This is a genomic window from Streptomyces virginiae (assembly GCF_041432505.1).
Lineage (GTDB): Bacteria > Actinomycetota > Actinomycetes > Streptomycetales > Streptomycetaceae > Streptomyces > Streptomyces virginiae_A.
In genome coordinates this window covers 3,516,721-3,537,101 of sequence record NZ_CP107871.1, presented here as the reverse complement: position 1 = coordinate 3,537,101, position 20,381 = coordinate 3,516,721, and the positions used below count along the sequence as shown (strand labels likewise).

Below are 20,381 nucleotides of genomic sequence, written 5' to 3'. Positions count from 1 at the left end.
CCGACCCCCGGCCCTCCTTCTTCGCAGGACCGAGACCCCCGGTGCGCCACAGCGCGTCCGGGGGTCTTTGCCGTGCCCGCACGGAGCGTTAGGGTCGGCGCGACGAGCGCCCTGCGGAACGAGCGTTGCGCAGGACGCAATCCGCGCACGCAGTCGTGAAGGGCTGACGCATGGACCTGATCCCCGCACCCCGGGTCGCACGTCTCGACGAGGGCGGGCGCCGCTTCGCGTTCGGGCCCGAGCCGCTCCTCGACGCCGGTCCGGGCACCGGGACGGTCGCGCGCTGGCTGCGGCGGGAACTGGGTGCGGCCACCGGCTGGGAGCTGCCCCCCGTCGCGGCCGGCGCCGCCGCCGCGCTGCGGCTGCGCGTCGACCCGGACGTCGCGGGAGACCTGGGGCCGGAGGCGTACCGCATCGACATCGGCCCGGACGGGGCGCAGCTGCGGGGCGCGAGCGCGGCCGGGCTGTTCTGGGCCGCCCAGACGCTGCGTCAGCTGCTCGGGCCCGACGCGTACCGCAAGGCGCCGCTGCCCGGCCGTACGTGGAGCCTGCCGTACGCCCACGTCGTGGACGGCCCGCGGTTCGGCTGGCGCGGGATGATGCTGGACGTGGCCCGCCACTTCATGCCCAAGGACGGCGTGCTGCGCTACATCGACCTGCTCGCCGCCCACAAGCTCAACGTGCTGCACCTGCACCTGACCGACGACCAGGGCTGGCGGATCGAGATCAAGCGCCACCCGCGCCTGACCGAGGTCGGCGGGTGGCGCCCGCGCAGCCGGTGGGGGCACCGGGCCTCGCCGCTGTGGAACGAGACCCCGCACGGCGGGTACTACACCCAGGACGACATCCGCGAGATCGTCGCCTACGCCGCCGAACGGCACGTCCGGGTGGTCCCGGAGATCGACCTGCCGGGGCATTCGCAGGCCGCGATCGCCGCGTACCCGGAGCTCGGCAACACCGACGTCGTCGACACCACGGCGCTCGGGGTGTGGGACGACTGGGGGATCACCGAGAACGTGCTCGCGCCCACCGAGGCCGTGCTGCGGTTCTACGAGGGCGTCTTCGAGGAGCTGCTGGAGCTGTTCCCGGCGGAGGTCTCACCCTTCGTGCACGTGGGCGGGGACGAATGCCCCAAGGCCCAGTGGAAGGCCTCCGCGGTCGCCCAGGAGCGGATCCGTGAGCTGGGCGTGGACGGCGAGGACGGGCTGCAGGCCTGGTTCATCCGGCACTTCGACGGCTGGCTCGGCGCGCGCGGGCGCCGGTTGATCGGCTGGGACGAGATCCTGGAGGGCGGGCTCGCGACCGGCGCCGCCGTCTCCTCGTGGCGCGGCTACGCGGGCGGGATCGCCGCCGCCGAGGCCGGGCACGACGTGGTCATGTGCCCCGAACAGCAGGTCTACCTGGACCACCGGCAGGCCGGCGGCGCCGACGAGCCGATGCCCATCGGGTACGTGCGCTCGCTGGAGGACGTCTACCGCTTCGACCCGGTGCCCCCGAAGCTGTCGCCGGAGGCCGCCGCGCGGGTGCTGGGCGCGCAGGCCAACGTGTGGACCGAGGTGATGGAGAACCAGGACCGCGTCGACTACCAGGTGTTCCCACGGCTGGTGGCCTTCGCCGAGGTGGTGTGGTCGCAGCAGCCCGAGCCCCGGGAACGCGACTTCGCGGCGTTCGAGGAGCGGATGGCCGCGCACTACCCGCGGTTGGCCGCGCAAGGGGTCGATCACCGGCCACCGGGCGGCCCGTTGCCGCGGCAGCGGAGGCCCGGAGTACTGGGACGCCCGATCGAAGGAGCGCCCCCGAACGTGTGACACCCGGGTGACGACGCCGACCCGAACCGAAAGGGAACGGGAGCGGAACTCTGCCTCAATTTACCCCGATACAGGGAAAATCGGGCAATCAGGGAGGAGGGTCACCGAAGGCGCTGCGACAGGGCCGTACGGCCCGTACGGGACACCTCGCCCGGGGACGGACGCGGCGGGCCGACCCTCGCGCCGGGAGGGTCGGAGGATGTGCCAGAGTTGCCACGTCCCGGCGGTGAGCACGTACCGTACGGCGGAACAGGCGTGAGCGCCGGAACCGGGACATCGGGAAGGGGCAGCTGGGTTGACCACGCACGCACCGCACGCACTGGATTCACCTCAGGGGCCGCACGGCCCGCAGGCGGCGCAGTCCGTGACGCTGCCGGCCTCGCTCGACGAGGCCGTGGCGGCGCTCACCGCCATGCCCGCCGCCGTGCCGGTCGCCGGCGGCACCGACCTGATGGCCGCCGTCAACGCGGGGCTGCTGCGGCCCGCCGCGCTGGTGGGCCTGGGTCGGATCAACGAGATCCGCGGCTGGCAGTACCAGGACGGCCACGCGCTGCTCGGCGCAGGCCTCACGCACGCACGGATGGGACGGCCGGATTTCGCCGCTCTGATCCCCGCCCTGGCGGCCGCGGCCCGGGCCGCCGGCCCCCCGCAGATCCGCAACGCGGGCACCCTCGGCGGCAACATCGCCACCGCCGCGCCCACGGGTGACGCACTGCCCGTGCTGGCCGCGCTGGAGGCCGTCCTCGTCATCGTCGGCCCGGGCGGGCAACGGGAGATCCCGGTGTCGTACCTGCTGGCCGGGCGGGAGATGCTGCGGCCCGGCGAGCTGATCGGCTTCGTGCGGGTGCCGCTGCTGCACGCCCCGCAGGTGTTCCTGAAGGCCACCGGCCGAACGGGGCCGGGGCGTGCCGTGGCGTCCGTGGGCCTCGTCCTGGACCCGGCGCGCCGGGGCGTGCGCTGCGCCATCGGCGCGGTCGCCCCGATGCCGCTGCGGCCGCTGGAGGCCGAGCAGTGGGTGGCCTCGCTGATCGACTGGGACGGCGGGCGGACCTTGGCCCCCGAGGCGCTGGAGGCCTTCGGCGAGTACGTCGCGGCCGCGTGTGTGCCGGACCAGGGCGAGCCGGTGGCTCCCGGAGTACTGCATCTGCGGCGGACGGTGGCCGTGCTGGCGCGCAGGGCCCTCGGGAGGGCGCTGACCTCATGAGCGAGAACGAGAACGAGAACGTGACCCAGGGGAACGGCACGGCGGGCTGGGGTTGGGAACCGGTTCCGCAGGGCGGCGAGTACGACTCGGACGCCACGGCCTTCGTGAAACTGCCGCAGGACATGCTGGACGCGCTCGGCACCGGGGAGCCCCTCGCGGCGCCCGGGCACGGCTACGTGCCGCCGCCGATGATCGTGCCGCTCGGCTCGGCCAGTACGGATCCGGCGGCCACGGGGACGTGGACGATCCCGGTGCAGTGGCCGGAAGCCGGCGGATCGGCGCAGACCGATCCGGCGGGTGCTCCGGGTGCGGGCGCCGGCGGAGCGGGACAGGGCCCCGGGTCCGTGGGCGGGCCGATCCCGGCGTCGATCCCGATCCCGGCGTCGGTCGCGGCGGCGTTCGCCGAGGCGGAGCCGGAGCAGCCGGCGACCGATTCGAGCGCGACGGCCGAGTGGCGCTTCGCGGAGGCGGCCCACGAGCCCGAGCAGGCCGGCCCGGCGACCGGCCAGTGGGCCGTGCCCGAGTACGACGAATTCTCCGAGCAGCAGAACGAGTACCGGCCGGGCGCGCTGGACGCCGACTGGAGCCAGGCCCCGGCGACCCTGCCGGGCGGCGCCCCGGCGCCGTGGGCGTACCTGACGCAGCAGCCGGCCGGGGACCCGAACGCGGACACCGGCGCCGGTGCAGGTGCAGGCGCCGCTGCCGGTGTGCTGCCCGGTACGGACGAGGCCGCGGCCGCCTCGGCCGCAGCCGCCGCCGCGACCGCGCACACCGCCGGGCGGCTGCTCGGCGGGCCCGGAGTGGGCGCTGCCGGCCGCGGACCGCGGGTGCTGGGCGGACCCGGCGTGGGTACCCCGCTGCCCGAGGGCGAGCCGGTGCACCCGGCCCCGCACGACATCGAGGCCGCGCACGGCCCGGCGGCCGAGCAGGCCGAGGGCGCCAGGGCCGCGGACCACGCGGATCATGCGGCCCAGGGTGAGTACGGCGGGCACACCGGGCACACCGGGCACACGGTCCTGGGGGAGTACGCCGGGTACGCGGAGCAGGCCGGGTACGCCGTGCCGGCCGCTGCCGCCGACCCGGAGCCGCAGCCGGTGGCTCCCCCCGAGCTGGATCTCTTCGGCAGCGTGCGCGCCCCGGCGCCGGCCGCCGAGCCCGCGCAGCCCGGCGGCACCGACGGCCACGGCTTCACCGCCTTCGGCCACGCGCCGGAGCCCGGGCCGCAGGCCGCGCAGGAAGCCGCCCAGGAGGCCGCGCACGAGGCGGAGCCCGTCGCGGAGTCCGACCCCGGCCACGGGGACGTGCCGGCCGCGCAGGAGCCCCCGGCCGACCGCACGCCGACCGAGGACACCGCCGACAGCGAGGGCGCACCCCTGGACGAGGGGATCGGCCGAGGCATCCCGGCCGAGGTGGCGACGTACGAGGAGGAAGCGACCGCCGAGGCCGTCGCCCATCACGAGCACCCGTCGGCCTCCTACGTCCTGCGCGTCAACGGCGCCGACCGGCCCGTCACCGGCGCCTGGATCGGCGAATCCCTGCTGTACGTGCTGCGCGAGCGGCTCGGCCTCGCGGGCGCCAAGGACGGCTGCTCGCAGGGCGAATGCGGAGCCTGCGCCGTGCAGGTCGACGGCCGACTCGTCGCCTCCTGCCTGGTACCGGCCGCGACGGCCGCCGGCAGCGAGGTCCGCACCGTCGAGGGTCTCGCGACGGACGGGGAACTCTCGGACGTCCAGCAGGCGTTGTGCAGGTCGGGCGGGGTGCAGTGCGGGTTCTGCATCCCCGGCATGGCCATGACCATCCACGACCTGCTGGAGGGCAACCACGCCCCCAGCGAGCTGGAGACCCGTCAGGCCCTGTGCGGCAACCTCTGCCGTTGCTCCGGCTACGCGGGGGTCGTCGACGCCGTCCGCGAGGTCGTCGCCGAGCGCGAGGCGGCGGCCGCCGAGCCGGCGGCCCCGGGCTCCGGCTCGGGCGCGTCGGAGCCGCGTATCCCGCAGCAGGCAGCGCCCGGCGAGGGCGGCATCCACCACGGAGGCACGGCGTGAGCGGGCAGGACGCGGCGACGGCGACGACAACGGTCAACCCCACGGTGACGGCCATGGCGGCCCCCGGCCCCGAGGCCACCGAACCACAGGTCCCGCGCGGCATCGGAGCCTCCGTCCCGGCCGCGGACACCCGCGCCAAGACCGAGGGCACCTTCCCCTACGCCGCCGACCTGTGGGCCGAGGGCCTCCTGTGGGCCGCCGTGCTCCGCTCCCCGCACGCCCACGCCCGGATCCTGTCCATCGACACCACGGCCGCCGCCGCGATGCCCGGCGTCCGCGCCGTCGTCACCCACGCCGACGTGCCCGGCGCCACCACCCACGGCCGCCGCATCGCCGACCGGCCGGTCTTCGCGCACGACGTCGTACGCCACCACGGCGAGGCCATCGCCGCCGTCGCCGCCGACCACCCGGACACCGCCCGGCTCGCGGCCGCCGCGATCGCCGTCGAGTACGAGCTCCTCGACCCGGTCACCGACCCCGAGCAGTCCTTCGGCGCCCCCGCCCTGCACCCCGACGGCAACCTGATCCGGCACATCCCGCTGCGCTACGGCGACCCGGAGGCCACCGGCGAGGTCGTCGTCGAAGGCCTGTACCGGATCGGCCGCCAGGACCCCGCGCCCATCGGCGCCGAGGCCGGACTGGCCGTACCGCGCCCCGACGGCGGTGTGGAGCTCTACACCGCGTCCACCGACCCGCACAGCGACCGCGACCTGGCCGCCGCCTGTTTCGGACTGGACCCGGACCGCGTACGCGTCGTCGTCACCGGCGTGCCCGGTGCGACGGCCGACCGCGAGGACGCCGCCTTCCAGCTCCCGCTCGGCCTGCTCGCGCTGCGCACGGGCTGCCCGGTGAAGCTGGCCGCCACCCGCGAGGAGTCCTTCCTCGGCCACACCCACCGCCATCCGACGCTGCTGCGCTACCGCCACCACGCGGACGCGGAGGGCCGGCTGGTCAAGGTCGAGGCACAGATCCTGATGGACGCGGGCGCGTACGCCGACGCCTCCTCCGAGTCCCTGGCGGCGGCGGTCGCCTTCGCCTGCGGCCCGTACGTCGTCCCGCACGCCTTCGTCGAGGGCTGGGCGGTACGCACCAACAACCCGCCGTCGGGCCACGTCCGCGGCGAGGGCGCCATGCAGGTGTGCGCCGCGTACGAGGGCCAGATGGACAAGCTCGCGGCCGCCCTCGGCATCGACGGCGCGGAACTGCGCATGCGCAACGTCCTGGCCACGGGAGACCTCCTCCCGACGGGCCAGACTGTCACCTGCCCGGCCCCGGTGGCGGAACTGCTGCGCGCGGTCCGCGACTTCGAACTGCCCGCCCTGCCCAAGGACGCCCCCGAGGACGAGTGGCTGCTGCCCGGAGGCCCGGAGGGCGCGGGCGAGCCGGGCGCGGTACGGCGCGGCGTCGGCTACGGCGTCGGCATGGTCCACATGCTCGGCGCCGAGGGGACCGACGAGGTCTCCACCGCCACCGTGAAGGTGGTGGGCGGCGCGGCCACGGTCATCTGCGCGGCCGTCGACACCGGCCAGGGCTTCGCCACGCTGGCCCGCCAGATCGTCCAGGAGGTCCTGGGCGTCGACGAGGTCACCATGGCCCCGGTGGACACCGACCAGCCGCCGGCCGGCCCGTCGGCACACGGCCGCCACACCTGGGTGTCGGGCGGCGCGGTGGAGCGGGCGGCGAAGATGGTCCGCACCCAGCTCCTCCAGCCGATGGCCCACAAGCTGGGCATGTCGACGGAACTCCTGCAGATCCAGGACGGCCGGATCACGTCGTACGACGGCGCGTTCTCGATGTCGGTCATGGAGGCCATGGCGGGCAAGGAACTCTGGGCGACGGCCCAGTGCCGCCCCCACCCCACGGAACCCCTGGACGCGGACGGCCAGGGCGACGCCTTCGTGGGCCTCGCCTTCTGCGCGATCCGCGCGGTGGTGGACGTGGACATCGAACTGGGCTCGGTCCGGGTCGTGGAACTCGCGGTGGCCCAGGACGTGGGCCGCATCCTGAACCCCCGTCAGCTGGAGGCCAGGATCGAGGCGGGCGTCACGCAGGGCGTGGGCGCGGCCCTGACGGAGAACCTCCGCTCGGTCTCCGGCCTCATCCGCCACCCGGACCTGACGGGCTACGCCCTTCCGACGGCACTGGACGCCCCGGCGGTCCGCATCGTCAAACTGATCGAAGAACGCGACGTGGTGGCCCCGTTCGGCGCGAAGGCGGCGAGCGCGATCCCCGTGGTGACGACCCCGGCGGCGGTGGCCTCGGCGGTCCGCGCGGCCACGGGCCGCCCGGTCAACCGCCTGCCGATCAGGCCGTCCGCGGCGGTCGGTACGCCCAACTCATGACCGTGTGACCCGCATTGCACGTGCAACCCCGGACTTGGGCCTGTCGGTACCGGTCGCTAGAGTGATCGGTACCGGTGTACGCGTACGCGCGGACACGGGTGCGAACGGGGATGGGGAGCGGCGGAGACGCCGCGACCACGGGGATGACGGGGAGTCGGGGAGGCCAACGTGGCAGACGACAACGGGGCGAGCCAAGTGGTAACGGCCCTCACGCTGGGGCTGGCGGGTCCGATGGGCGCGGTCGCAGGGATCGCCTACAGCGCTGCCACTGCGGCGCTGCGGATCGAGTTCGACTCGATGACCGAGTACAAGAAGATGGTGGACGGCCTCCTGGACGACCTCACCGGCTCGGACGCGGACCACAAGAAGCTGGCGGACGACAAACTGCCGTCCAACAAGCTCGGCAAGGGCTTCGCGGAGGTCGACGCGCTGTTCAAGTCGTACGACACGGTCATCACGGAGCTGCAGAAGCTCTCGAAGGGGCTGGCGGGACAGATCGAGGCCCTGGGTATCGCGGTCCTCTCGGCGGGCAACAACTACGCCGGCGTGGACGAGGAGACCAAGCGACGCATGCTGGCCATCGCCAAGGAGGCGAAGGCGCACTACGTGGAAGCCCGCGACCCGTGGCCGGAGGAAAAACGCCGCCTTGAGGAAGCCAACCAGCCGCCGACATCCACGACTCCGACTCCGTCGCCCAGCACGTCGGGAGGTTCCTACTCATGACGGACTTCGAAAGCTTCACCCACCAGCAGATGCGGGACATGATCGCTTCACTGGACCCCACCTCGGTCCAGGCGCGGGCCGATCAATTGGCTTCTGCTGCTGAGAAGATCAAGACGATCGGCGAGGCGCTCAAGAAGCACGTCGTGACCGGCTGGGAAGGCGAAGGAGCCGACGCCTTCCAGGAGTGGGTGGGCCGCGCGGGCAACGCGACCCTGCGCTTGGGCGAGTACAGCGCCAAGGGCGGGGAGTGGATGGGCAAGGTCGTCCAGACGATGACCGAGGCCACGAAGATGACCGCGGTCGACGCGACCGCGACGAAGAACCTCGCGGCGGCCATCGAGCACCACAACGACCCGGACGCGGCGAAGGTTCGCTCGGAGGCTCAGACGATTCTGGACGCGGACCACCGTGAGGCGGTCCGGCTGATGACGAACCTGGCGCAGTCGTACCAGGTGTCGTCCTCGGAGATGAACAAGGCGACGATCCCGACGTTCCCCGAGCCGCCGCCGGTGCTGTTGCCGCCGGCCCGCTATGGGAGCAGCGAGGACATGGAACGGTCCGGTGGAGGCTCCGGAGGAGTCGGCTCCGCCGGTTCGTCGTACTCGACGACAGGTCCTGTCGGCAGCGCGCCCTCGAACGAGCCAGGTCTTGTCCAGGGACGTCCGTCGCAGCCGGACAACACCTTGCCGACGACGACTCTGCCCACGCCGGTGACCCCCGACCGTGACGTGGAGGTGGACCTCGACACCGTCGGCACGCTGCCTCCGAACCAGACACTGCCTCCGGTGACGACGACGCCCGGCCCGCTGCCCACGGGCCCTGGCGGTCCGCCCCCCGGCCCCTTCGTGCCGCCCATGGCTGTCCCCCCGATCGGCGGGGTGAAGGGTCCGACCCTTCCCGGCGTCTTCGGCCCCGGCGTGCCAGTCCCGGGCACGCCTGGACCCCTCGGCAAGGGCGGCGGCCTGCCCGGCATGCTCCCGCGTGACAGCGGCATCATGGGCGGCCGCCCCGTGACGTCCACCGGCCCCAGCTCGGGTATCCCGCGAGGTACGGTCATCGGCGAAGGCGCCCAGGCAGGCCGTCCCATGGGCGGCGGAGGAATGGGCCACGGTGGCGGTGGCGCCCACGGCAGCGGCCAGGGAAGCTTCTCCGGCGGACGTCGGCTGGCCTCGGAGCCGGGAGGCGTCGTTGGAGGGCGTCAGACCGGTGCGGTCGGTCGGCCGGTTGCCGGCGGCCAGCCGTTCACCCAGGGCGGTTCGGGTCTCGTTCGCAATGGTGGAGCCGGCGGCAGCGCGGGCATGAGGCCCATGGGCCATGTGGGCGGCGGCGCCGGCACGCAGACTCCGGGTAAGCGACGGAACGACCAGGGGGGCGAACGCCCCGACTACCTGGCCGAAGACGAAGAGACCTGGCAGGGCAGCCGTCGTGTTGTCCCGCCCGTGATCGACTGAGCAGAACGGACATTGCACGGGATGCGCATGCGTAAGGCGACCTCGGCCCTGGTGGGGCTCCTTCTGGCCGGGGTCGCCGCGACCCCGGCCCATGCGGAGACCGTTCGATCCCAGCAATGGCATCTCGACGCCATGAAGGCTGACGACATCTGGAAGGTCAGCACTGGCACGGGCGTGACAGTCGCCATCATCGACGATGGTGTCAAGGAGATCCCTGAACTGAAGGGGCAGATCGTCCCTGGCGCAGATCTCGTGTCGCAAGGCGGAGACGGGCGTCACGACAACAGTGGTCATGGCACGGGTATCGCGGCCATGATTGCTGGGACGGGCAAACACCCGAGCGGCGACGGTGGTTTCGGGCTGGCACCCGGCGCCAAGATCCTCCCGATCCGTGTCGCCAATGCTGAATTGGCCACTCCGTCTTGGGTTGCGGCGATTCGGTTCGCGGCAGACTCGGACGCCAAGATCATCAATATTTCGCTGGGTATCGAGGGCACGCCGGAGAAAGACCGGGGGCGGGCCGAAGCGGTGAAGTATGCGCTTTCGAAGGGGAAGCTGGTCTTCGCGTCCGTCGGCAACAGCGGGGATTCGACGAACAAGGTCGAGTACCCGGGTGCGACCCCTGGGGTGGTCGGCGTAGGCGCGACAGATACCAAGGGCAAGGCAACTGCGGAATCCCAACACGGTCCCCAGGTGGACCTTGCCGCCCCGGGTATCGATATCGTCACCGCTTGCTCTGGCAAGACGGGGTTGTGCAAGACCGCTGGAACCAGTGACGCATCGGCCCTTGCTTCCGCCTCCGCCGCCCTCATCTGGTCGGCCCATCCCGACTGGACCAACAACCAGGTCCTGCGGGTGCTCCTGAACACCGCCGGTAAGCCCACCGATGGTGTCGAGCGCAACGACTACGTCGGCTACGGCATCGTCCGCCCCCGCGTCGCGCTGCAGACCCCCGGAGACCCCGGCCCGGCGGATGTGTACCCGTTGCCCGATCTCGCGGCCGCGGACGCCGCCAAGAAGCCCTCCGCGGCTCCCGACGGCAAGGCTCCTGATGCCGCCGCGTCCGCGCCGGCCGCGCAGGCCGAGGAGAAGAAGAGTGGCAGTGTGCTTCCCTGGATCGCCCTTGGTCTGGGAGCCTGCGTGCTGATCGGTGGAGCCGTGGCCGTGGTCGTCGTACGACGTAACCGCTGACCCGGGGCCGATCTGACCTGCACCCTGCCTTCGGGAGTTCACGCGATGTCGTTCGACGAGGAATGGTCGGCGGCTCGCGCCACGGCCACCGCCGGTGTCACCATGCGCCTCAACCAGGTGCCCGCCGATCCCGGCGGTGGCGGTGGCGGTGGTGACCTGGAGCTCAATCAGGACCACATCGGCGCGATCGGCTCCGAGGCGTACAAGCTGCACACGCGCCTGCAGACCGACGGCAAGCACGCCGCCACCGCCACCGCCGAGGCGGCCGGGGCCCTCACCAAGGAGGCCTTCGCGAGCGGGGCGGCGCTACTCAAGGCCAACAGTGCCTGGGAGAGCCAGGTGAAGACCCTCGTGGCCGCCTGCGCCAACATCTCCAACGGGCTGAACTACTCGCTCGCCTCGCACGCCAAGGACGAGCAGCAGCTCCAGGCGGACTTCACCGCATCCGCGATAGACAAGTACCTGAAGTAGGCGGCGCTTTCATGCTGACGTACGAGAACGTGATGAACGCGCCCCTCGGCAAGCTCCAGACGGCCGTGACCGACTGGACGGCGATGGCCGGCAAGCTCGACGAGATGGCCGAGGCCGCTCGCAACGGAATGAAGGCGAAGTCCGACAAGGCCGAGTGGAGCGGGGTCACCGCGGGAGTGGCGCGCGGGTTCGTCGACAAGACGGCCAAGGAGTTCGAGGACGCGGCCAAGGCCGCCAAGGGCATGTACCAGGTCCTCGCCGACGCGCACGCGACGTTCAAGGCGGCCCAGGACGAGCTGAAGAAGCTCGCCGCCGAGGCCCCGGCGGCAGGCTTCCGGGTCGATGCCGACGGGCGGGTCACCGCCATCCCCCTGCCCACCGAGGGGGAGCGGAACGCGGCCCGACACGACCCCGACTACCAGGCGACCCTGAACACGGCCCGCAACGCGTGGCAGACCCGCATCAATCGGGCGGTCGAGGACGCCCAGGACGCCGACGACTCCCTGGTCCGCGTCCTCCAGGCGAACGTCGCCGACGCACACGATTTCAGCGGACCGAAGTTCACCACCCTCGACGGCGAACAGGCGGCCCGCGCGGCCGATCTGATGAAGAAGGTCACCGGCGAGGGCGGCACGGCCCGCAACGTCGAGGCGCTGCGCGAGCTGGAGGAACTGCTCGACGACAACCGCACGGACCCGGAGTTCTCCACGGGCTTCTACCGGACGATCGGCGCCGAGGGCACGCTGGAGATGTACTCCAAGATGTCCCTCGACGCGACCGGCCTGGGGGCGCCCGGCAAGGACCGCGCGCTGATGGTCGCGAACATCCAGAGCGACATGGGCGCGATGCTCGGCCTCGCGACGCACAAGGACGTCCCGAACCACCTCGACGCGGCCTGGACGACCCAGCTGATGAAGGCCGGCCGCAAGGAGATGGCCGTCTACGGCGGCGTGCAGCAGATCTACGGCTACCAGGCCTTGGGCGCGCTGCTGCGCGAGGGGAAGTACGACACGGAGTTCCTCACCTCCGTCGGCCGCGACATGGTCGCTATGGACCGCAAGGACCCGCGGGCCTGGGAGTTCCACACCCCGTACGGGCTGGAGACGGTCCTCAGCCAGGGCCAGGACGGCCGCGGCTTCTACCCGCTGACCGGCCTGATGGAGGCGCTGGGCAACAACCCGGACGCCGCGACGGCCTTCTTCAACGAGCCGGTCCGCGAGGACAGTAACAAGGACGGCATCGTCACGAAGGACGACAAGCCGGTCTCGGGGCAGCACGGCAAGGAGCAGGGCATGGTCGACTACATGCTCGACAAGAAGCCGTACATGGACAGCTTCGACATCAGCCGGACCGGCGACCTGCACCCTGCCCAGCAGGCGGTCGGCGATGCCCTGATGGCGGCGGTCTCGCACCGCGCCCCGGGTGACGAGGACTCCCCGCCGGTCCCGCACACGAAGGAGATGGCGGCGGTCATGGAGCGGGTCGTCGAGAAGATCGGCGACAAGCCGGAGCTGGTCGACGCCGACCCGAAGGACCCGGACGGGCCGCTGAACGGGCTGTCCGGACACTTCGGCCAGATGGCGGCCGAGTACATGCCGGACCTCCAGGCCGCCGCGGAGAACGGCAGCGGGACGATCAAGGCCAACGGTGAGATGGCCGAGTTCGACAAGGCGGGCATGGCCCGGTTCATCGGGGCGGTGGGCCAGGATCCGGACGCCTACGGCGCGATGACCACGGCCCAGCGGACCTTCACCACGGCCCTGGTCAATGACGTCTTCACCCATCGGGGCGAGTACGACGACGTCGACGCGGCCGTCAAGGTCGCGGTGCACCCGGGCGGCCAGATCGCCGGCATGCTGTCGGAGGCCCGGGCGGAGGGCACGTTCGGCGAGAACGCCCACAAGCAGGAGGAGTACGTCAAGGGCGTCGAGGACAACGCCAAGTGGGTCAACCGCGGTATCACCGCGGCGGGCGGCAAGTACCTCGAACTGGTGCCGTTGGCCGGCGACGTCGTCGAATGGCTTCAGGAGGACATCACGGAGAGCGTGGTCGAGGGGGCCGAGAAGGACGCCGCGAAGAAGGTCGAGGACAGCAACCAGAAGGCGGGCGAGGAGTACGTGCGCGCGCAGACCGGAGCGTCCGATTCGGCCGCGGCGTCGGTCCGCATCGCAGCCCGCGGATCCGGATTGTCCGAGCGGACCATCGACTCCTACGCGGGTGTCGCGTCCACGGAGACGGCCAACGCCTACTCGGTCGGCCGGGACCTGGTCGCCACCATGAACGGCGGATCATGATGGCCGGTCCTCGTACCCACCGTGCCGTGGTCTCGGTGGTCGCGGTCGCCGCGGGAGCGGCACTGCTCGCCGGCTGCTCCGACGGCAAGACGTCGGCCGCGCCCGAGCTCCCCGCGTCCACGTGCTTCGGAGCCTTCACCCCGACGGAACTCGCACCCTTCGTGGGCACGGGCGAGGAGGTCCGGGTGGACGCGCCGGCCGATGCGCGCCTGACCGCCGGCCGCAAGAGCGCGATCTGCAACATCTACGTGGACGGGAAGACCCGGTTCTTCGCGTCGGCGGAGCGCTTGCCGCAGGGACAACACTTCTTCTGGGCGCCGGCGGTCGACGAGCAGAAGCCGGAGCCGCTCCCCTTCGCGGAGAACAGCAAGCTCTGGGACGGCGGCGCCGCGATCTTCCTCTCCTGCAAGGGCCCCACCGAGGCCTTCGAGCTCAAGCTGTGGCTCGACGGGTCCACGGAGCGGATCGAGCAGAAGGAACGCCGGCCCATGTTCGCGGGTCTCATGAAGAAGTACCTGGACTTCGCCAGGCAGCAGACCGGATGCGGCGCCTGAGCCGGAGCCGGAGCCGGAAAAGGCGAAGGCCGCTCAGGGGTGCGCCTGCCCCTGAGCGGCCCGCCGCGAAGCCGTGACCGGAATCGAACCGGCGTAACTCGCTTTGCAGGCGAGTCCCTCAACCACTCGGGCACACGGCTGTGTGGTGGTGACACGCATGACGCTACGGGGGCCCGCCGGGCCGGGGAAGGGATACGCCGCCCGTGCAACGCGACTGCCATGCCGCGTTCACAGTCCGCCGGACCTAGGCCGTCTCTTTCGGATCTTGCCGGGCCCGGCCCGCCCGGCACGGCACCTCGCCGCGTTGTCGGGGCACTCGAGTACGTCCAGTACACGAGCGCCCCTCCGCCTTGCGATGCACCGCACCGGACGACCCGGGCTCACCCGACAAGATCCGAAAGAGACGACCTAGGTCTCACGGACCAGAGCGGGATCCGTCGAATTGACAGGGCCACTCCGGGGCTACGCACCTTACTCTGGGGCGATGAGCGCCCTTGAACGCAGCGTGCCCGACACAGCCGCACCGATCCCGCCCCCGCCGCCCCGGGACGGGATTCTCGGGCCCGCGTACCGGACGCTCAGCATCGGGATCATCTCCGTCGTCTTCCTCATCGCCTTCGAGGCCACCGCCGTCGGCACGGCCATGCCCGTCGCCGCCCGCGAGCTCGACGGGATCGGGCTCTACGCCTTCGCCTTCTCCGCCTACTTCACCACCAGCCTCTTCGGCATGGTCCTGGCCGGCCAGTGGGCCGACCGGCAGGGGCCGCTGCGGCCGCTGACCGTCGGGATCGCCGCCTTCGCCTCCGGGCTCGTGATCTCCGGCACCGCCGGGGTCATGTGGGCGTTCGTCCTCGGCCGGGCCGTGCAGGGCTTCGGCGGCGGGCTGGTCATCGTCGCCCTCTACGTCGTCGTCAGCCGGGCCTACGAGGAGCGGCTGCGCCCCGCGATCATGGCGGCCTTCGCCGCGAGCTGGGTGGTCCCCTCGATCGTCGGGCCGCTGGCCTCCGGAACGGTCACCGAGCACCTCGGATGGCGGTGGGTCTTCCTCGCGATCCCGGCGCTCGTGGTCGTCCCCCTGGTGGTGGCGCTGCCCGCGATACGGCGGACCGCGTCCGGGCCCGTCGACCCCGACGCCCCGCCGGTGGCCTTCGACCGCCGGCGGATCCGGCTCGCCTTCGGCATCTCGGTGGGGGCGGGGCTGCTCCAGTACGCCGCCCAGGACCTGCGGTGGCTCTCGCTCGCGCCGGGCATCGCGGGCGCGGCCCTGCTGGTGCCCGCCGTCCTGGGGCTGCTGCCGCGCGGGACCTACCGGGCGCGGCGCGGGCTGCCGTCCGTGGTGCTGCTGCGCGGGGTCGCCGCCGGGTCGTTCATCGCGGCGGAGAGCTTCGTCCCGCTGATGCTCGTCACCCAGCGGGGGCTGAGCCCGACGATGGCCGGGTTCTCGCTCGCGCTCGGCGGGCTCACCTGGGCGGGCGGCTCGTGGGTGCAGTCGCAGAGCCGGACGGCGCCCTACCGCGAGCGGCTGATGATCGGCGGCATGGTGCTGGTGGCACTGGCCATCGCCGCCGCGCCCGCCGTGCTGATCGAATCCGTACCGGTGTGGACGCTCGCCCTGGCCTGGGCGGTCGGCTGCCTGGGCATGGGCCTGGTGATCGGCTCCACCAGCGTGCTGCTGCTCCAGCTGTCGGCGCCGGAGGAGGCCGGCGCCAACTCCGCCGCCCTCCAGATCTCGGACGCGCTGGCGAACGTGGTGCTGCTGGCCGGCGGGGGCGCCGCCTTCGCCGCCCTGGGCGGTGGCGCGGTGGGCGCCGCGCACACGGTCGGCGAGGCCGGCGCGTCGGCCTCGCACCCGGCCGCGTTCGCCGTGGTGTTCCTGCCGATGGCCGCCGTCGCGCTGGTGGGGGCCTGGGTCGCGACCCGGCTGGAGCCGACGGACGCCTGAGCGACCTGAACGAGCGGAATCCGGATGTGCCGCGAGAGGCCGCGGCGTACTGTTCCGGCCATGAACGAGTTGATCATTCGGTTGTCCGCCGGCGAGCAGGCGGAGTGCGCCGACCTGGCCGACGCCACCGGCCGGACGCCCGAGGAGCTCGTGCTCGACGCCGTGCGGGCACTGCTGCGGACCGAGCGGGACCGGGTCGGGGCCGAGGCGAGCCGGCTCGCCCTGCGGCACGCGCCTCTGCTGAAGCGGCTCGGCGAATGAGCCCCGACACGACCCCGGTGCGCCACCTCACACTCGCCGAGGTCCTGGACCTCGCCCGGCACGCCTGCCTGGCCCAGGACCAGCCGGTCGAGCTGCGCGCCCCCGGACTGCTGGAGTCGGCGGTGCACCGGCCGAGAGCCCGCATGTTCGGGACCCCCGCGTACGAGGACCCGTACGAGCAGGCCGCAGCGCTGCTCCACGGCATCGCGACCAACCACCCGCTGGTCGACGGGAACAAGCGCACCGCCTGGCTCGCCGCGGCCACGTTCCTCGCCGTGAACGGCGTCGACCTCGGCGACGCGGACCAGGAGATCGCGTACGAACTGGTCATCGATGTGGCCGCCGGGCACGAGACGGATGTCGCGCGGATCGCCCGCCGACTGCGGGCGCTGACCGAAGCGATGTGACGCTCGCCGCACCCGCCGAGGTCACGGGCCTGTCCCTCCGCGAGGGGCGGGCCGGTGCCGGTAGGGTGGCCCGGTTGTCCTACGTACGACTGCCTTCCACCCGTACCAGATACGCCGAGAGCACGAACCGGAGACCGTGACTACTACCGCCTCCCACCATCTCTCACCCGCCTTCCCCGGCCGTGCCCCCTGGGGTACCGCCAACAAGCTGCGTGCCTGGCAGCAGGGGGCGCTCGACCGCTATATCCAGAACCAGCCGCGGGACTTCCTCGCGGTCGCCACGCCCGGCGCCGGCAAGACCACCTTCGCGCTGACCCTCGCCTCCTGGCTGCTGCACCACCACGTCGTCCAGCAGGTGACCGTCGTCGCGCCGACCGAGCACCTGAAGAAGCAGTGGGCGGAGGCGGCCGCGCGGATAGGTATCCGGCTCGACCCCGAGTACTCCGCCGGACCGCTCAGCAAGGACTACCACGGGGTCGCCGTCACCTACGCCGGTGTCGGCGTGCGCCCGATGCTGCACCGCAACCGCTGCGAGCAGCGCAAGACCCTCGTCATCCTCGACGAGATCCACCACGCCGGTGACTCGAAGTCCTGGGGCGAGGCCTGCCTGGAGGCCTTCGACCCGGCGACCAGGCGCCTGGCCCTGACCGGTACACCCTTCCGGTCCGACACGAACCCGATCCCCTTCGTCACGTACGAGGAGGGGAACGACGGGATCCGGCGGTCCTCCGCCGACTACACCTACGGCTACGGCAACGCGCTCGGCGACGGCGTCGTCCGGCCGGTCATCTTCCTCTCCTACAGCGGCAACATGCGCTGGCGGACCAAGGCCGGCGACGAGATCGCCGCCCGGCTCGGCGAACCGATGACCAAGGACGCCATCTCCCAGGCCTGGCGCACCGCGCTCGACCCGCGCGGCGACTGGATGCCGAACGTGCTGCGCGCCGCCGACCAGCGGCTGACGGAGGTCAGGAAGGGCATCCCGGACGCCGGTGGCCTCGTCATCGCCTCCGACCAGGACTCGGCGCGCGCCTACGCCAAGCTGCTCCGGGAGATCACCGGCACGAAGGCGACCGTCGTGCTCTCCGACGACACCGGCGCGTCCAAGCGGATCGACGAGTTCAGCGAGGACGGCAGCCGCTGGATGGTCGCGGTCCGCATGGTGTCCGAGGGCGTCGACGTACCGCGCCTCGCGGTGGGCGTCTACGCCACCACCATCTCGACGCCGCTGTTCTTCGCGCAGGCCGTCGGCCGCTTCGTGCGATCGCGCAGGCGCGGCGAGACCGCGTCCGTGTTCCTCCCGACCATTCCCTATCTCCTCGGCTTCGCCAACGAGATGGAGGTCGAACGCGACCACGTCCTCGACAAGCCGAAGAAGCAGGGCGAGGAGGATCCGTACGCCGAGTCCGAGAAGGAGATGGACGAGGCGAACAAGCAGGAGGACGAGGACACCGGCGAAGAAGAGCAGATGTCCTTCGAGGCGCTGGAGTCCGACGCGGTCTTCGACCGGGTCCTCTACGACGGCGCCGAATTCGGCATGCAGGCGCACCCGGGCAGCGAGGAGGAGCAGGACTACCTCGGCATCCCCGGACTGCTGGAGCCCGACCAGGTGCAGATGCTGCTGCAGAAGAGGCAGTCGCGGCAGATCGCGCACAGCCGGCGCAAGCCGGACGCGGAGGCGGACCTGCTGGAGCTGCCGGCCGACCGGCGGCCCGTGGTCTCGCACAAGGAGCTGCTGGAGCTGCGCAAGTCGCTGAACACGATGGTGGGCGCCTACGTCCACCAGACCGGGAAGCCGCACGGGGTGATCCACACGGAGCTGCGCCGGGTGTGCGGCGGTCCGCCGAGCGCGGAGGCGACCGCGGGGCAGCTGCGCGAGCGGATCAAGAAGGTGCAGGAGTGGGCCACCCGCATGCGGTGAGCCCGTGGGCGAGGGGGACGGGGTCCGTGCGGAGGTTCGCACGGACCCCGTCCGCCGTTACGCGGTACGCGGGTACGCGTCGTCGTTACGCGGTGGGGCGGCGACGGCGGCCGGTGCCGGCGACCAGGGCCGCGCCCATGGCGAGCGCCACGCCGGCGCCACCGAGGGCCCAGCTGGTGGCCGCGTCGGAGCCGGTCTCGGCCAGCTGCCCACCGGTGGTGGACTTCGTGCCGGTGCCGGTGCCGGTGCGGGTGCCGGTGCCGGTGCCCGTGCCGTTCCCGTCGACGATCGGCTTGGCGCCGCCGTCGGGGGTGGGCTGGTTGCCGGTGCTCGCCGCGTTGATCGAGGTGTGGGCGAAGGACACCTCGGAGCTGATGTCGTCCACGCCGTGGTCGTCCGCGAACACGACGGCGAAGACCTTGCCGACCGGGGCGTCCTTGCTGAACTTGGCCCGCAGCTGGACGTCGAACTTCGCGTTCGCGCCGACGGCGCGGTCGAAGATCGTGCCGGCGAGCTGACCGGACGGGTCCTTCTCGGCGGGGATCCAGCGCCCGCCGTCCCAGATCTCCAGGTCGAGGTGCTTGGCCTTGAGGTTGCTGACGGCGTTGTCGAAGAAGATCATGAAGCCGTACTCGTCGATCTTCTTCTTGCCGGTGTTGTCGACGTTCACGGAGAACGGCTGCCAACCGCCGCCGGCCGTGAAGCCGCCCGCCGGCAGGCCCGACACCGAGACCTCCGGGCCGGTGTTCTCCTCCTGCCCGTCGCCGATGACCCTGGACTCGTACCGGACGCGGTCCCCGGTGCCGCCCTCGGAGGTCGTGGACAGCGAGAAGCGGGAGGGCGGGGTGTCCTTGCCGAACTTCATCCGAAGCTTGAGGTCGAAGACCTCGTTCTTTTCGACATCGACATCGGCGAGGCTGAAGGAGTAGACCTCCTCGGATCCGTCCGCCTCGACCGCGTGCCAGCCCCAGGTGCCCTTGGAGTCGGGCGCGTAGATCTCGGCCTGGATGTCGCCCGCCTCCCAGCCGAAGGTGTCGAGCGTCCACAGGACCAGTTCGAGCGAGTGGTCGTCGACCGCCGGGCGGCCGGAGTTGTCGACGTGCAGCGAGAACTGGCTCCAGCCGCCGCCCGCCGTGAACGCGGCGGGCAGCCCGTCCAGGGTCAGCTTCGGACCGGCTGCGGCGACCTGCTCCGCGGCCTTCTTGGCGTCCTTCTTCTCTTCCTTCTTCTCGGCCTTGGACCCCTCGGCCGGCTGCTGCTGCGGCTGCTGGGCCTCCGGGGCCTGCGGCTGCTGGGTGGACCCGGGCTGCTGGGCCTCGGGCGCCTGCGTCCCGGTGGTCTCCCCGGTCGCCGGTGCCGCGTCGTCCTTCGGGGCCGCGTCCGGGGTCGTGACCGCCGGGTTGGCGACCTCGTCGGCCATCGCGGGCGTGGCCATCAGGATCGTCGGACCCACCACCGCGGCGGCGGCCACGACGGCAATGCGCTTGAGCTTCATGTGCTGCTTCCCCCTCATGAGGCTCCGGGTGCGCGTGAGCGCATCCCCCCTGGAGCCGATCTCCATAGTTTTGAACATGCTCAGAGTAATGGGGCGGTAAAGGCACCCTGTGGCAAACGAGGTCACGAATTGACACCGAGGTCGATCAGGAAACGGCACAAACAGGTAGCACGCGCCCGGATTCTGGACGAGCCCTTCCGCTGAGCGGACCTGCTCGCTACTGTCCCCGCATCAAACGCACCGTGGCAGCGCCGCCGCGGGAGCGCAGCCGG

Annotated in this window: 15 protein-coding genes and 1 tRNA gene; 14 read left to right on the top strand and 2 right to left on the bottom strand. The window is 72.2% G+C overall.

The genetic code is table 11. The features are described 5' to 3' along the window. Nucleotides 1-170: 170 nt before the first annotated feature. From OG624_RS16525 to OG624_RS16480, 10 genes are all read left to right on the top strand, one after another. A complete protein-coding gene (locus tag OG624_RS16525) occupies nucleotides 171-1,808 on the top strand; it encodes a beta-N-acetylhexosaminidase (RefSeq protein WP_371639541.1) in 1,638 nt (545 codons plus the stop codon). 319 nt (nucleotides 1,809-2,127) lie between these two features. After that, nucleotides 2,128-3,012 (top strand): FAD binding domain-containing protein, encoded by an 885-nt coding sequence (locus OG624_RS16520; RefSeq protein WP_030724228.1) that lies wholly within the window; start codon nucleotides 2,128-2,130, stop codon nucleotides 3,010-3,012. Then, entirely contained in the window at nucleotides 3,009-5,057 is a 2,049-nt protein-coding gene (locus OG624_RS16515) for a (2Fe-2S)-binding protein (protein WP_371639540.1), read from the top strand. The genes OG624_RS16520 and OG624_RS16515 overlap by 4 nt, the downstream gene beginning before the upstream one ends. 53 nt (nucleotides 5,058-5,110) lie before the next feature. Next, nucleotides 5,111-7,399 (top strand): xanthine dehydrogenase family protein molybdopterin-binding subunit, encoded by a 2,289-nt coding sequence (locus OG624_RS16510; protein WP_051763671.1) that lies wholly within the window; start codon nucleotides 5,111-5,113, stop codon nucleotides 7,397-7,399. A gap of 168 nt (nucleotides 7,400-7,567) precedes the next feature. Further along, a complete protein-coding gene (locus tag OG624_RS16505; protein WP_371639539.1) occupies nucleotides 7,568-8,122 on the top strand; it encodes a hypothetical protein in 555 nt (184 codons plus the stop codon). Continuing rightward, entirely contained in the window at nucleotides 8,119-9,573 is a 1,455-nt protein-coding gene (locus OG624_RS16500) for a WXG100 family type VII secretion target (protein WP_371639538.1), read from the top strand. The genes OG624_RS16505 and OG624_RS16500 overlap by 4 nt, the downstream gene beginning before the upstream one ends. 21 nt (nucleotides 9,574-9,594) lie before the next feature. Then, entirely contained in the window at nucleotides 9,595-10,764 is a 1,170-nt protein-coding gene (mycP, locus tag OG624_RS16495) for a type VII secretion-associated serine protease mycosin (protein WP_371639537.1), read from the top strand. A gap of 45 nt (nucleotides 10,765-10,809) precedes the next feature. After that, entirely contained in the window at nucleotides 10,810-11,235 is a 426-nt protein-coding gene (locus OG624_RS16490; protein ID WP_033224481.1) for a hypothetical protein, read from the top strand. Between the two features lie 11 nt (nucleotides 11,236-11,246). Then, entirely contained in the window at nucleotides 11,247-13,529 is a 2,283-nt protein-coding gene (locus OG624_RS16485; protein WP_033224482.1) for a hypothetical protein, read from the top strand. Beyond that, nucleotides 13,526-14,083, top strand: coding sequence for a hypothetical protein (locus OG624_RS16480; RefSeq protein WP_371639536.1), 558 nt, complete (start codon nucleotides 13,526-13,528; stop codon nucleotides 14,081-14,083). The genes OG624_RS16485 and OG624_RS16480 overlap by 4 nt, the downstream gene beginning before the upstream one ends. A gap of 68 nt (nucleotides 14,084-14,151) precedes the next feature. Here OG624_RS16480 and OG624_RS16475 read toward each other — a convergent pair. Further along, nucleotides 14,152-14,223 (bottom strand) — tRNA-Cys (locus OG624_RS16475). 344 nt (nucleotides 14,224-14,567) lie between these two features. Between OG624_RS16475 and OG624_RS16470 the strand changes: the two genes are divergently transcribed. The 4 genes from OG624_RS16470 (at nucleotide 14,568) to OG624_RS16455 (ending at nucleotide 18,614) form a co-directional block, all read left to right on the top strand. Beyond that, nucleotides 14,568-16,025: an MFS transporter gene (locus OG624_RS16470; protein WP_352165439.1), complete on the top strand. Its 1,458-nt coding sequence runs from the start codon at nucleotides 14,568-14,570 to the stop codon at nucleotides 16,023-16,025. A 60-nt stretch (nucleotides 16,026-16,085) separates the two neighbouring features. After that, a complete protein-coding gene (locus tag OG624_RS16465; protein WP_033224486.1) occupies nucleotides 16,086-16,286 on the top strand; it encodes a hypothetical protein in 201 nt (66 codons plus the stop codon). Beyond that, the gene (locus tag OG624_RS16460) at nucleotides 16,283-16,693 is read left to right on the top strand and encodes a type II toxin-antitoxin system death-on-curing family toxin (protein WP_202505462.1); all 411 of its coding nucleotides are present in this window, start codon (nucleotides 16,283-16,285) and stop codon (nucleotides 16,691-16,693) included. The genes OG624_RS16465 and OG624_RS16460 overlap by 4 nt, the downstream gene beginning before the upstream one ends. A 136-nt stretch (nucleotides 16,694-16,829) precedes the next feature. After that, a complete protein-coding gene (locus OG624_RS16455) occupies nucleotides 16,830-18,614 on the top strand; it encodes a DEAD/DEAH box helicase (RefSeq protein ID WP_033224487.1) in 1,785 nt (594 codons plus the stop codon). Between the two features lie 85 nt (nucleotides 18,615-18,699). Here the strand turns inward: OG624_RS16455 and OG624_RS16450 are convergent, their stop codons facing one another. Further along, nucleotides 18,700-20,109 carry a hypothetical protein gene (locus OG624_RS16450; protein WP_371639535.1) on the bottom strand — a complete coding sequence of 470 codons (1,410 nt, stop codon included), beginning with the start codon at nucleotides 20,107-20,109 and terminating at the stop codon, nucleotides 18,700-18,702. Nucleotides 20,110-20,381: the final 272 nt, after the last annotated feature.